Source organism: Mitsuaria sp. MSU3D (assembly GCF_056867975.1).
This window is the reverse complement of record NZ_CP200314.1, coordinates 2070821-2084003: the sequence shown is the minus strand read 5'-3', so window position 1 is coordinate 2084003 and position 13183 is coordinate 2070821. Positions and strand designations below refer to the sequence as shown.

8 protein-coding genes are annotated in these 13183 nt (G+C 68.9%); 7 read left to right on the top strand and 1 reads right to left on the bottom strand.

Annotated features, from left to right (window positions below; all coding sequences use genetic code 11):
• Positions 1-144: 144 nt before the first annotated feature.
• Positions 145-1536, bottom strand: coding sequence for an ATP-binding protein (locus tag AC1VNM_RS08970; protein WP_483106646.1), 1392 nt, complete (start codon positions 1534-1536; stop codon positions 145-147).
• A 202-nt stretch (positions 1537-1738) separates the two neighbouring features.
• On the opposite strand from AC1VNM_RS08970, the gene AC1VNM_RS08965 reads away from it, so the two are divergent.
• The 7 genes from AC1VNM_RS08965 (at position 1739) to AC1VNM_RS08935 (ending at position 13183) form a co-directional block, all read left to right on the top strand.
• Complete coding sequence (locus tag AC1VNM_RS08965) at positions 1739-3076, top strand: efflux RND transporter periplasmic adaptor subunit (protein WP_483106645.1); 1338 nt, start codon at positions 1739-1741, stop codon at positions 3074-3076.
• Between the two features lie 4 nt (positions 3077-3080).
• Positions 3081-6245 carry an efflux RND transporter permease subunit gene (locus tag AC1VNM_RS08960; protein ID WP_483106644.1) on the top strand — a complete coding sequence of 1055 codons (3165 nt, stop codon included), beginning with the start codon at positions 3081-3083 and terminating at the stop codon, positions 6243-6245.
• Positions 6242-7660, top strand: a complete 1419-nt coding sequence (locus AC1VNM_RS08955; protein ID WP_483106643.1) for an efflux transporter outer membrane subunit — start codon at positions 6242-6244, stop codon at positions 7658-7660. Before AC1VNM_RS08960 ends, AC1VNM_RS08955 begins: the two co-directional genes overlap by 4 nt.
• 168 nt (positions 7661-7828) lie before the next feature.
• Complete coding sequence (locus AC1VNM_RS08950; RefSeq protein ID WP_483106642.1) at positions 7829-8752, top strand: spherulation-specific family 4 protein; 924 nt, start codon at positions 7829-7831, stop codon at positions 8750-8752.
• A gap of 260 nt (positions 8753-9012) precedes the next feature.
• Complete coding sequence (locus tag AC1VNM_RS08945; RefSeq protein WP_483106641.1) at positions 9013-11247, top strand: type I secretion system permease/ATPase; 2235 nt, start codon at positions 9013-9015, stop codon at positions 11245-11247.
• Positions 11244-12740: an HlyD family type I secretion periplasmic adaptor subunit gene (locus AC1VNM_RS08940; protein WP_483106640.1), complete on the top strand. Its 1497-nt coding sequence runs from the start codon at positions 11244-11246 to the stop codon at positions 12738-12740. The genes AC1VNM_RS08945 and AC1VNM_RS08940 overlap by 4 nt, the downstream gene beginning before the upstream one ends.
• 44 nt (positions 12741-12784) lie before the next feature.
• Positions 12785-13183, top strand: a complete 399-nt coding sequence (locus AC1VNM_RS08935; protein ID WP_483106639.1) for a hypothetical protein — start codon at positions 12785-12787, stop codon at positions 13181-13183.

The following is a 13183-nucleotide window of genomic DNA, read 5'->3' as shown; positions in this document are numbered from 1 at the left end:
CCCGATGCCGCGCCAGCGCCCGATCCTCCGCTCGATCCCGCACTCGATCCCGCGCCTGATACCGCACCCGATCCCGCGCCCGATCCCGCGCCCGATCCCGCGCTTGATACCGCGCCCGATCCGGGGGGCGATCCCGCGCCGTTCTCAGACATGGACCGGCAGCTCCACACGCATCCAGAGACCGCCCAGCGGCGAGGGGCGCGCCTCGATGCGACCCTCGTGCGCCTCCGCGATGCGCTGGCAGATCGACAGCCCCAGGCCCGATCCGCCGCCGCGCCGGCTGCGCGAGGCGTCGACGCGGAAGAAGCGTTCGAACAGGCGCGGCAGATGCTCCGGCCCGACACCGGGCGAGGTGTCCTGCACGTCGATCACCGCGTGTTCCCCGCTGCGGCGCGCGCTGATGCTCAGCGCGCCGCCCGCGTCGGTGTAGCGGCAGCTGTTCTCGACGAGGTTGCCCAGCAGTTGCCGCAGCCGGCGCTCGTCGCCGAAGACGCGCAGCGGCTGTCCCGGCAGGTCCAACTGCAGCTTCAGGCCGCTGCCGTGCAGCCGCTCCCCGAAGGCGCCGGCCGTCACGTCGATCAGCTCGCGCAGGTCGACCTCCGACTTGCGATAGGCGAGGGCGCCGACGTCCGCCATCGACAGCTCGTGCAGGTCGTCGACGAGCTTGTGCAGGATCGCGACCTCGCCCTGCAGCGAGCGCAGCGCCTGCGCGTCGAGCTTGCGCACGCCGTCCTCCAGCGCTTCCAGCTCGCCATGCAGCACGCCCAGCGGCGTGCGCAGCTCATGCGACACGTCGGCGAGGAATTCGCGCCGCATCGCCTCGTTGCGCTGCAGGGTCAGCGCGAGCTGGTTGAAGTCGCGGCCCAAGCCGGCGATGTCGTCGTTGCGGCGCGTCTCGGGCACGCGGACCTCGAAGTCGCCCGCCGCCAGCCGGTGCGTCGCCACGGCGACGCGTCGCACCGGGCTCAGCAGCCGGCGCGAGATCCAGTACGCCACCGCCCCCGCGAGCAGCACCGCCGCGCCGCCGACCACCCAGGCCGAGCGCAGTTGCGCGTCGTAGAAATGCTTCTCCGCGCCGGGGCTCACCGATTCGATCGGGGTCAGCGTCAGCCAGCCGACGGTCAGGCCGTCGACGATGATCGGCCGCTCCACGGTCGGCTCCACCGGACCCGCATAACCGGCCACGCGCTCGCGGTTCTCGTCGAACAGCGTGAAGCGCCGCGTCGCGCCCGTCAGCTCGGCGGGGCCGTGCTTGACCGCGGGCATGTCCGCCTCGGGCACCAGCGGGCGCAGCAGCCGCCCCCAGAGTTCGGGCTTCTCGCGCAGGAAATCCCAGCTCCTGCCGTTCTCGCGATAGCCGGCGGTGACGCTGGTCCGGGCCAGTTCCAGCCGGTTCACGCCCTGTTCGTTGAGGTAGCCGATGAAGTCCCGGTTCAGGTTGATGTGCGAGAACACGCCCATCGCCAGCGCCACCGCCATGGCGGTGCTGAAGACGGCGGCGAAGAGCCGGGCGGTGAGGGTGAACGAGAGCTTCATCCGGAGGAGCGGGGCAAGGACGGACAACAGACCGCGAAGAGAGGGTGGCGTGGAGCGACGGGGTGCCGAAAGTGATGGCAATCCCTCGACGCAGCGGATCATGGCGCCGCCGCCGTGCGGCCGGCAAGCCCTCTGGGCGGAGGCCGCGCGCCCGACGCGATCTTCAAGGTCTCTCCACATTCATGGCCGAGCATCCCCCGCCATGCCGAAGAAGATTCTGACATCCGCGCCCCTGACGTCGTCGACCGCCTCGTTGCTGCCGTCGCGCACGCCGCGCGCCCCGACCCTGGGCCCGATCGCCGCGGCGCTGGCCGCCCTGGCCGTGCTCGTGCTCGCCGGCTGCGGCGAGAAGAAGGACGACACCGCCAAGCGCGCGCCGCCCGAGGTCGGCGTGATCGTGGTCACGACGCAGGACGCCCCGCTGTCGTTGGAGCTGCCGGGCCGGCTGTCGGCCAGCCAGGTCGCCGAGATCCGCCCGCAGGTGACCGGCATCGTGCAGAAGCGGCTCTTCGAGGAAGGCAAGCTGGTCCGCGCCGGCCAGCCGCTGTACCAGCTGGACGCCGCCACGTACGAGGCCGAGCGCGCCCGCACCGCCGCCGCGCTGCAGAAGGCCGAGGCCCAGGTGGCCGTCGCCCGCAGCCGCGCCGAGCGCGACGCCGAGCTGCTCAAGGCCGACGCCCTCAGCCGCCAGAGCGCCGACGACAGCGCCAGCGCGCTGCGCCAGGCGCAGGCCGACGTGGCCGTGGCCCGTGCCGCGCTGGACGCCGCGCGCGTGCAGCTGGACCGCACCCGCATCACGGCGCCGATCTCCGGCCGCATCGAGGTCTCCACGGTGACCGCCGGCGCGCTGGTCACCGCCGCCCAGACGCAGGCGCTGACGACGGTGCAGCAGCTCGATCCGATGCACGTGGACATCGTCCAGAGCAGCGCCGAGATCCTGCAGCTGCGCCGCCAGCTCGACGCTCGCAGCGGCAGCAGCCAGGTCAGGCTGATGCTCGAGGACGGCACCGAGTACGCCCGTCGCGGCACGCTGCAGTTCAGCGGCGTGACCGTGGACCGCGGCACCGGCGCGGTGACGCTGCGCGCGATCGTCCCCAACCCCGACGGCACCTTGCTGCCCGGCATGGTCGTCCGCGCGAAGCTGATGGCCGGCATCGACAGCGGCGTGATCCTCGTGCCGCAGCAGGGCGTGACGCGCTCGCCCACCGGCGAGGCGACCGCGTTGGTCGTCGGGCCGGAGAACAAGCTGCAACTGCGCCAGCTCGTGCTGACCCGCGCGGTCGGCAACCAGTGGCTGGTCGCCAGCGGCCTCAAGGCGGGCGACAAGCTCGCCATCGAAGGCCTGCAGCGCGTGCGCGCCGGTCAACCGGTCACGCCGGTGCCGGCCGGGGTGAAGAAGGGCGCACCGGGGGCCCAGGGCCCGACGGGCGCCACCGGCACCGCCGCTTCGGCGGCGGCGTCCGCCACGGCCGCGGTCGCGGCGGAGATCGGCGGCCCGGCCGCTTCGGCGGCCACCACCGCCTCCGGCGCGGGGCGCTGACACCATGGCCTCCTTCTTCATCGACCGGCCCATCTTCGCGTGGGTCATCGCCATCGTGATCATGCTGGCGGGCGCCGCCGCGGTGCGCATCCTGCCGCTGGAGCGCTACCCGGACATCGCGCCCACCCGCATCTCGATCAACACCAGCTATCCGGGCGCCGCCGCCAAGGCGATCGAGGACTCGGTGACGCAGGTCATCGAGCAGAACCTCAAGGGCATCGACGGGCTGTTCTCGATCGAGTCCAACAGCAACGCCTCCGGCGGCGCCAGCACCGTGCTGAGCTTCGTCGCCGGCACGGACCCGGACCTGGCGCAGATGCAGGTCCAGAACAAGGTCTCGCAATCGCTGTCGCGCCTGCCGCAGGCGGTGCAGGCACAGGGCGTGCGCGTGACCAAGGCCGGCACCGAGAACCTGATGGTCATCATGCTGACCAGCGACAACCCGGCCGTGACCTCGGCCGACCTGGGCGACTACCTGTCCAGCACGCTGGTCGACATCATCAGCCGCATCGAGGGCGTGGGCGACATCAACGTCTTCGGCTCCGGCTACGCGATGCGCATCTGGCTGGACCCCGCGCAGCTGCAGCGTTACGCGCTGGTGCCGGGCGACATCCGCAACGCGCTGCTGGCGCAGAACACCGAGGTCTCGGCCGGCCAGCTCGGCGCCCAGCCGGCGCCTGAAGGCCAACGCCTGACGGCCATCATCACCGCGCGCGCCAAGCTCACCACGGCGGAGCAGTTCCGCAACATCGTGCTGCGCGTGCAGCCGGACGGCTCCGCACTGAAGCTGGGCGACGTCGCCCGCGTCGAACTGGGCCGCGACAGCTACACCACCAACGTCAAGAGCACCGGCCAGACGGCCGCGGGCATGGCCATCCTGCCGGCCAGCGGCGCCAACGCGCTCAAGACCGCGGAGCTGGTGAAGGCCAAGCTGGCCGAGCTCGAACCCTTCTTCCCGCACGGGATGAAGTCGACCATCACCTACGACACGACGCCGTTCATCAGCGTGTCCATCGAGAGCGTGGTCCACACCCTGATCGAGGCGATGGTGCTGGTCGTGGCGATCATGTACCTGTTCATGCAGAACCTGCGCGCGACGCTGGTGCCGGCGATTGCCGTGCCGGTGGTGCTGCTGGGGACCTTCGGCGTGCTGGCGCTGGCGGGTTACTCGATCAACTCGCTGACGATGTTCGGCCTGGTGCTGGCCATCGGGCTGCTGGTGGACGACGCGATCGTCGTCGTCGAGAACGTCGAGCGCCTGATGCGCGAGGAGGGGCTGAGCCCCCGCGACGCGACCCGCGAGAGCATGAAGGAGATCAGCGGCGCGCTGGTCGGCATCGCGGTCGTGCTGTCGGCGGTGTTCATCCCGATGGCCTTCTTCGGCGGCTCGACCGGCATCATCTACCGCCAGTTCTCGATCACCGTGGTGAGCGCGATGATCCTGTCGGTGCTGGTGGCGATGAGCCTGTCGCCGGCGCTGTGCGCGACGCTGCTCAAGCCCGTGCACAAGGGCGAGCACGCGGCCCACGGCGGCCCGTTCGGCAAGCAGCTGGACTGGTTCTTCGGCGGCTTCAACCGCCAGTTCGACAAGTTCACCGAGCGCTACGTCGTGCGCGTGCGCTGGCTGACGGCGCGCGGCGTGCGCAGCTTCCTCGTCTACCTGCTGCTGATCGGCGGACTGGCGGCGCTCTACAAGACGCTGCCGACCTCGTTCCTGCCCGACGAGGACCAGGGCAGCCTGCAGATGCAGGTCCGCATGGCGCCCGGCGCCACGGCCGAGCGCATGGAAGCGGTGGCGCAGGCGATGGAGACCTACCTGGCCGAGCAGAAGGAAGTGCAGTTCTACAACCTCGTGCGCGGCGCCAACGGCGACCAGGGGTCGGGTCAGGGCTTCATCCGGCTGACCGACTGGAAGGACCGCCCCGAGAAGCAGCAGGGCGCCGCGGCGCTGGCCGAGCGCTTCAGCCGCGAGCTCGGCAAGAAGGTGCGCGACGCCAACATCTTCATCGTGCAGCCGCCGACGGTGCGCGGCCTGGGCGGCAGCGCCGGCATCCAGCTGTTCCTGCAGGACCTGGGCGGCGTCGGCAACGCCGCGCTGGCCGAGGCGCGCGAGCGCCTGATCGACGAGGCCAACAAGCATCCCGAGCTGGCGCGCGCGCGCATCAACAGCCTGACCGAGACGCCGCAGCTGCAGATCAACATCGACGACCAGAAGGCCGGCACGCTGGGCGTGGCGACGACGACGATCAACGACACGCTGTCGATCGCGCTGGGCAGCAGCTACGTCAACGACTTCATCGACCGCGGCCGCGTCAAGCGCGTGCTGGTGCAGGGCGAGGGCGCGTACCGGGCCGATCCCGACGCGCTGCGCCACTGGTACGTGCGCAACGCCGCCGGCACGATGGTGTCGTTCAACGCCTTCGCCACGGCGACGTGGCAGAACGGTCCGCGCCAGCTGGTCCGCTACAACGGCAGCGCGGCCTATGAAATCCAGGCCGACGTGCCACCGGGCGTCAGCTCCGGCGCGGCGATGAAGGCGATGGAATCGATCCTGCGCGAGATGCCGCCCGGCATCGGCTTCGAATGGTCGGGCCGCAGCTACCAGGAGCGGCTCTCGGGCGACCAGGCGCCGATGCTCTATGCCGTGTCGGTGCTGTTCATCTTCCTGTGCCTGGCGGCGCTGTACGAGAGCTGGTCCGTGCCCTTCAGCGTGATGCTGGTCGTGCCGCTGGGCATCATCGGCGCGCTCGCGGCCAGCCACCTCGGCGGGCAGCAGAACGACGTGTTCTTCCAGGTCGGCTTGCTGACGACCGTGGGGCTCTCCGCGAAGAACGCGATCCTGATCGTGGAGTTCGCCGAGACCTTGCGAGGGCAGGGGATGAGCGTGCTCGACGCCACCTTGAAGGCGTGCCGGCAGCGCTTGCGTCCGATCCTGATGACCTCGCTCGCCTTCATGATGGGCGTGCTGCCGCTGGCCTTCGCGAGCGGCGCGGGCTCGGGCTCGCAGCGCGCCATCGGCGTCGGCGTGCTCGGCGGCATGGGCAGCGCGACGCTGCTGGGGATCTTCTTCGTGCCGCTGTTCTATCTGTGGGTGAAGCAGCGCTTCAGCCGCGACAAGCCGAAGCCGGCACCCGACGATGCGGCTGAGCCGTCGGAGGTGAAGCCATGAAGCCGGTCGTCCTGCTTCCTCTGCTGCTGGGCCTGAGCGCCTGCGGCAGCCTGGTGCCGAACACCGACGCACCGCGTCCGCCGATGCGCGAGGACTTCCGTCCGAACGCAGCCGCTGCGTCATCGACAGCGGCCTCCACGGCAACGACACCCGCGGCCTCGCATGAATGGCGCGGCTTCTTCGCCGATGCGCGGCTGGACGAGGTCGTCGCCACGGCGCTCGACCAGAACCGCAGCCTGCGCGCGAGCGCGGCCGCCGTCGAACGCGTGCGGGCGCAGTACCGCGTGACCGCCGCGGACCGTCTGCCCGAGATCGGCGTCGGTGGCTCCGTCACGCGCCAGCGCACGATCAACGGCGAAGGCGCGACGACGGCCTACGGCGTCAACCTCGGCCTGGCGAGCTACGAGATCGATCTGTTCAACCGCCTCGGCAGCCTCGAGGGCGCGGCGCTGTCGCGCTTCCTCGCGGAGCAGGAGACGCAGCGCAGCACGCGGCTGAGCCTGGCCGCGGAGGTCGCGACCGCGTGGCTCGGCCTGGCGGCGGCGCAGCAACGCCTGACCCTCAACCAGGAGCTGCGCGACAGCCAGCAGCGCTCGCTGGATCTGGCCGAGCGGCAGTACGCGCTCGGCGCGGCGTCGGGGCTGGATCGGGCGCGGGCGCGCGCGGCCTTCGAATCCGCACGCGGCGACGCGGCCGAAAGCGTCAGCGCGGTGACGCAGGCGCGATTGCAGCTGGAGCTGCTCGTCGGCCAGCCGCTGCCGGATCGGCTCCTGCCGACCGCGCCAGGCACGACGTCCACGCCGGGCGGCGTCGACGTCACGGTGCTGCCGGCGGTGCCGGGCGGTCTGCCCGCCGACGTGCTGCTGCAGCGGCCCGACCTGCGCGCGGCCGAGCAGCGTTTGCGCGCGGCGGCCTTCGACGTCGGCGCGGCGCGCGCGGCGCGATTCCCGCGCCTGACGCTGACGGCGAGCGCCGGCACGCGCAGTCCGGACCTGGACGGCCTCTTCAAGAGCGGCAGCGGCGTGTGGAGCATCGTGCCGCAGATCGACCTGCCGATCTTCGACGGCGGACAACGCCGCGCGCAGGTCGAGGTCAGCGAGGCCAGCCGGCAGGAAGCGCTGGCGAACTACGAGTCCGCCTTGCAGACCGCGTTCCGCGAAGTCGCGGATGCGCTGGCGGTGCGCGATCAGCTCGCCGAGCGGCTCGACGCGCAGCAGGCGCAGGTCGATGCGGCCGAGCAGTCGCAACGCCTCGCCGAGCGCAGCTACCGCCTGGGCGGCAGCAGCCAACTGGAGCTGCTCGATGCTCAACGCCAGGCGACGACGGCAAAGCGCGCGCTGGTGACGCTGCGACAGACCGAGCAGGCCAATCGCGTGGCGCTGCTCAGGGCGCTCGGCGGACGTTGGACGCAGTGATTGGACGGTGCGCCCGGTCCCGATGATGACTTTCGCTTTCGTATAAATCGAAAATAAAACTTTCGATTTATGTTGTAAGGAAAGAAAAAAACGTGGCGTAAACGATATTCGAAAGAATTCGATGGCTTCCTAGACTCCGCTGGTCATTCACCACGACCAGGGGATCTCATGAAGCAAGCCACACGGCTGACCGCGCGTCCGACCACGCTTTTCAACACGTTCTCCCGACTTTCTGCCGTCGTCGCGCTCGCGGGCGCGGCGGCCGGCGTCGCGACCACGGCCACGGCGGCGCCGACCGGTTTCGGCCTGATCGCCTACTGGGGCGAGACCGCCAGCACCTACGGCGGCCAGGTGCCGACCGGCAGCTACGTCGTCATCAATCCCAACAGCGGCGCGCAGGGCCTGAGCGCGAGCCAGATCACCAACTGGAAGGCGGTCATCGCCAACATCCGCGCGCAGGGCGGCAAGGTGCTGGGCTACGTGCCGACCGGCTACGACCGCAACACCGCCGACGAGCTGACCCGCTACAACGCGATCCCGACGGAGCTCTCCGCCTACAAGAACACGCTGGGCGGTGTGGACGGCTTCTTCTTCGACGAGGCCGCGCACGACGACGCCGCGCTGACCGACGCGCAGAAGTGCAGCGGCACGCCGACGAAGTGGGCCAACGTGCGCTCGATGGTGTCGGGCTCGGGGGCCGGCGGCATCAAGGTCTGGAACGCGGGCTGGCCGGGCGCGAGCGGCTGCTTCGTCAGCGCGGCACAGTCCGGCGAGCACATCGTGATGTACGAGGCCGCGTATGCGGACTACCTCAACGGCGCGAGCTGGCTCAACGGCGACGTGCAGAACCTGGCGACCTCGCTCAACGTCAAGACCTGGCTCCTGATCCATTCCGCGACGCAGGCGCAGATGCAGGCGACGCTCAAGGGCACGACGGCCAACTACGTCTACGTGACCAGCATGACCTACAACCCCAGCCTGCCGTGGGGCGGGCCGATCTGGAACTACACGCCGACGTATTGGGGCAATGACACGACCAGCGGGACGGAGCGGTGGTGTCTGAAGAGCTTGAAGAGCGGCGGGAGCTGCTGATCCGCCGAACTGCAAATTTGCCGCACAGTAGATCGGCGTCAGCCATGGCTTCGGCGGGGGTATTGAAACTCCCGCTCACCCTGGTTGCATATCGCCTTACCAAAAGGCTGTCCGTTACCTCTAAAGCAAGAGCGGATGCCCATGTTTTGGCCTGAAGTCTTTGGTATTTTCCCGACACCCTCTCAGGTGGGGTAGCTCGCCCCCTGCCGACCCTTTAGCATCGCGCCCGCTTTACAGAGGCCGCTAAAGACGGCAACAAAATGGCTACAAATCAGGGAGTGGCGGACGCGCTCGAGCGCGCGTCCGATGCCGCCGCCGCATTGCCGACCGGGGAGGGGGGCGACGCGACATCGACGACCGTCGATTTGGACGGGGCGTTGCGAGCGTTATGCATCGTCGCGCGCATGCATCACGTGGCGGCCGACGCGCCGTCGCTGCGGCACAGTCTCGGCCTCGGGGCCAGCGATGCGCCGACGACGCAGGACCTCCTCCTGGCCGCCAAGCGGCTGGGGCTCAAGGCCAAGCGTTCAAGCACGACCATCGACCGGTTGAGCCTAGCGGCGCTGCCCGCGCTCGCGACGCTGCGGGACGGCCGCACGGTGGTGCTGGCGCAATGTGACGGCAAGCGCGTGCTGTTCATGGATCCGACTGGCGACGAGGCGTTGGCACGGCCCACGATCGAGCCGGTCGAGATCTTCGCCGCCGAATGGGCTGGGGAACTGATCCTCGTCACCAGCCGCGCCAGTCTGGCCGGCGATCTCGCCAAGTTCGACTTCTCCTGGTTCATCCCGAGCATCGTCAAGCACCGGCGCCTGCTGGGCGAGGTGCTGTCGATCTCGCTGTTCCTGCAGCTCTTCGCGCTGGTCAGCCCGCTGTTCTTCCAGGTCGTGATGGACAAGGTGCTGGTGCATCGCGGCCTCACCACGCTGGACGTGCTGGTGATCGGCCTGGTCGTGATCATGGTGTTCGAGAGCGCGCTCAATATCCTGCGCTCCTACGTCTTCAGCCACACGACCAGCCGCATCGACGTGGAGCTCGGCTCGCGGCTGTTCCGGCATCTGCTGAGCCTGCCGCTGGCCTACTTCCAGGCGCGGCGCGTCGGTGACTCGGTGGCGCGAGTGCGCGAGCTCGAGAACATCCGCCAGTTCCTCACCGGCAACGCGCTGACGCTGGTGCTGGACGTGCTGTTCTCGGTGATCTTCATCGCGGTGATGTTCACCTACAGCGCGACGCTGACGCTGATCGTGCTGATCTCGCTGCCGCTGTACCTGGTGCTGAGCCTGTCCATCGTGCCGGTGCTGCGCGGGCGGCTTAATGAGAAGTTCGCGCGCGGCGCGGAGAACCAGAGCCTGCTCGTCGAGACGGTGACCGGCATCCAGACGGTGAAGGCCAGCGCGCTGGAACCGCAGATGGCGCGCAAGTGGGACGAGCAGCTGGCGGCGTATGTCTCGGCGTCGTTCCGGACGCAGACGCTGGCGCAGTACGGCAATGAAGGCATCAACCTGATCGGCAAGCTGGTGAACGCCGCTACGCTGTGGTGGGGCGCGCAGCTGGTGATCGAGGGCCAGTTAAGCGTCGGCCAGTTCATCGCGTTCAACATGTTCGCGGGCCGCGTGGCGCAGCCGATCATGCGCATCGCGCAGATGTGGACGGACTTCCAGCAGACGGGCATCTCGATGGCGCGGCTGGGCGACGTGCTGAACACGCGCACGGAGCTGCGCTCGCAGAGCGCCGGCGCGATGCCGCGCGTGCGGGGCGACGTGACGCTGGAGAACGTCACCTTCCGCTACCGGCCCGACGCGCAGCCGGTGCTGCACGGCGTGGACCTGACGGTGCAGGCCGGGGAGATCATCGGCATCGTGGGGCGCAGCGGCTCGGGCAAGAGCACGCTGACCAAGCTGCTGCAGCGGCTGTACGTGCCGGAGTCGGGGCGCGTGCTGGTCGACGGGCAGGACATCGCCGTGGCCGACGCGACGCAGCTGCGCCGACAGGTGGGCGTGGTGCTGCAGGAAAACATGCTGTTCAACCGCTCGGTGCGGGAGAACATCGCCATCGCCGATCCGGCCGCGCCGATCGAGGCGGTGATGCAGGCGGCCAAGCTCGCCGGCGCGCACGACTTCATCGCGGAGCTGCCCGAGGGCTACGACACGATGGTGGGCGAGCAGGGGACCGGCCTGTCGGGCGGGCAGCGGCAGCGCATCGCGATCGCGCGGGCGCTGTTCGGGCAGCCGCGGGTGCTGATCTTCGACGAGGCCACCAGCGCGCTCGACTACGAGAGCGAGGCCATCATCCAGAAGAACATGCGGGCGATCTGCCAGGGGCGGACGGTGTTCATCATCGCCCACCGGCTGAGCGCGGTGCGCCACGCCCACCGGATCATCGCGATGGAGAAGGGCCGCATCGCGGAGATGGGCAGCCATGACGAGCTGATCGCCATGCCGCAAGGGCTTTACGCGCACCTGTGGCGCATGCAGGGCGAAGGAGGCTCGGAATGAGCGCGGAACTTGTGGAGGGCGCCGGCGCGCCCGGGATGAGCGCGACCCGCGAGGGGGCCGAGGCAGCGCCGAAGCCGCGTCATCCGGTGCGTGAGCTGCTGGGGCGGTATGGCGCGGTGTTCCGGGCGGCGTGGGAGCGGCGCGAGGAGCTCGCGGGCCCGCGTCGCATGGCCGACGAACGGGCCTTCCTGCCCGCCGCGCTGGAGCTGCAGGAGACGCCGCCGCATCCGGCGCCGCGCCGCGCGGCGATCGCGATCTGCACGCTGTTCGTGATCGCGCTGCTGTGGGCGCTGATCGGGCAGATCGACGTCGTCGCGGTGGCGCAGGGGCGGGTCATCGTCAGCGACCGCAGCAAGACCATCCAGCCGCTGGAGACCAGCGTGGTGCGCGAGGTCTTCGTGAAGGACGGGGACAAGGTGAAGGCGGGGCAGCTGCTGATCGCGCTGGACTCGACGATGACGGAGGCGGACAGCCACCGCGTCGACAAGGAGCGGGTGGCGGCGCTGTCGGAGGTGCTGCGCTCGCGCGCGCTGCTGCAGGCGCTGACGGGCGGCGGCGCGCCGCAGTTGGCGGAGTCGGCCATGAGCTCGATGCCGCGCGAGGACGCCAACAGCGCGCGCTTCCAGCTGCAGAGCGAGTGGGCGGACATTTCCGCGAAGCTGGCGAAGCTGCAGGCGGAGCTGGAGCGCCGCGATGCAGAGATCGCGACGGCCAAGCAGGTGGTCGAGAAGCTGCAGAGCACGGTGCCGATGGCGCAGCAACGCGAGCGGGATTACAAGGCGTTGAGCGATCAGGGCTTCGTCGCGGGCCATGCGGGGCAGGACCGGACGCGGGAGCGGATCGAGCAGGAGAAGGACCTCGGCACGGCGATCGCGCGTGAGCGCGAGACGCAGGCGGCGCTGGCGGAGTCGCGCGGGTCGACGGCGTCTTTCCGGGCGGAGACGCTGAGGACGTTGCGCGACCGAGAGGCACAGGCCGATCTCAAGTTGAAGCAGCTCGCCGAGGAAGGCGCGAAGGCCAACAAGCGCAATCAGCTGACGAAGCTGACCGCACCGGTCGACGGCACGGTGCAGCAGCTCGCGGTGCACACGGCCGGCGGCGTCGTGACCGAAGCGCAGGTGCTGCTGGTGCTCGTGCCGGATGAAGCCGAGGTGACCGCGGAGGTCGTGCTCGAAAACAAGGACATCGGCTTCGTGCGCGCAGGGCAGGAGGCGGAGATCAAGCTCGAGACCTTCCCGTACACGCGCTACGGCACGGTGGCGGCAACGGTGAAAAGCGTGAGCGCGGATGCGGTCAATGACGAGAAACGCGGGGCGATCTTTCCGGTGACGCTGGTGCTGGGGAAGGGCGTCATCGATGTCGACGGAAAGCCGGTGCGCCTAGCTCCTGGCATGAATGTCACGGCCGAGATCAAGACCTCGCAACGCCGCGTGATCCGGTATATGTTTGATCCGGTGAAGCAGCATGTGGATGAAAGTATGAGGGAACGCTAAGACATTCTTTGCGCCCTTTACATATTTACTTTTTGGAGATTGATGTGTCTTATCAGTTAAAGAAGCTTGAATACGCGGATTTTCTGCAATTGTGCGCGGACGCCGAGAAATCGCCGGAGTCAGGGGATTTTGCTCAGGCCTGGAATGATGGTCGCATTTTTAAAGGTTTCGCGACCGATGGGCGAAATTATCTTTCGCGTGTTCCAGAGGTGGTTCAGGAACACATTCTTGATCTCAGTTATCTGTTCCGGTTTGAGGGCCGAATCTACGAAATTCTGATACCTCAGCAAGGGAGTGTCGGGGTTGTTTTGAACGGCAGCGATCTTTCGCCTGAAGAGAAACATCGGATTTCTGATCAATTGATAGAGGTGTTTTCCGTCAATGGATACTTCGGGCGCGGTGCTCGCGATGCCATTGGTGAACTTCTGATCGAGTGGGCTTGA

Coding starts and splice junctions, on each gene's coding strand:
- AC1VNM_RS08955 (WP_483106643.1), top strand. CDS start 6,242: ATGAAGCCGGTCGTCCTGCTTCCTCTGCTGCTGGGCCTGAGCGCCTGC.
- AC1VNM_RS08960 (WP_483106644.1), top strand. CDS start 3,081: ATGGCCTCCTTCTTCATCGACCGGCCCATCTTCGCGTGGGTCATCGCC.
- AC1VNM_RS08945 (WP_483106641.1), top strand. CDS start 9,013: ATGGCTACAAATCAGGGAGTGGCGGACGCGCTCGAGCGCGCGTCCGAT.
- AC1VNM_RS08970 (WP_483106646.1), bottom strand. CDS start 1,536: ATGAAGCTCTCGTTCACCCTCACCGCCCGGCTCTTCGCCGCCGTCTTC.
- AC1VNM_RS08965 (WP_483106645.1), top strand. CDS start 1,739: ATGCCGAAGAAGATTCTGACATCCGCGCCCCTGACGTCGTCGACCGCC.
- AC1VNM_RS08950 (WP_483106642.1), top strand. CDS start 7,829: ATGAAGCAAGCCACACGGCTGACCGCGCGTCCGACCACGCTTTTCAAC.
- AC1VNM_RS08940 (WP_483106640.1), top strand. CDS start 11,244: ATGAGCGCGGAACTTGTGGAGGGCGCCGGCGCGCCCGGGATGAGCGCG.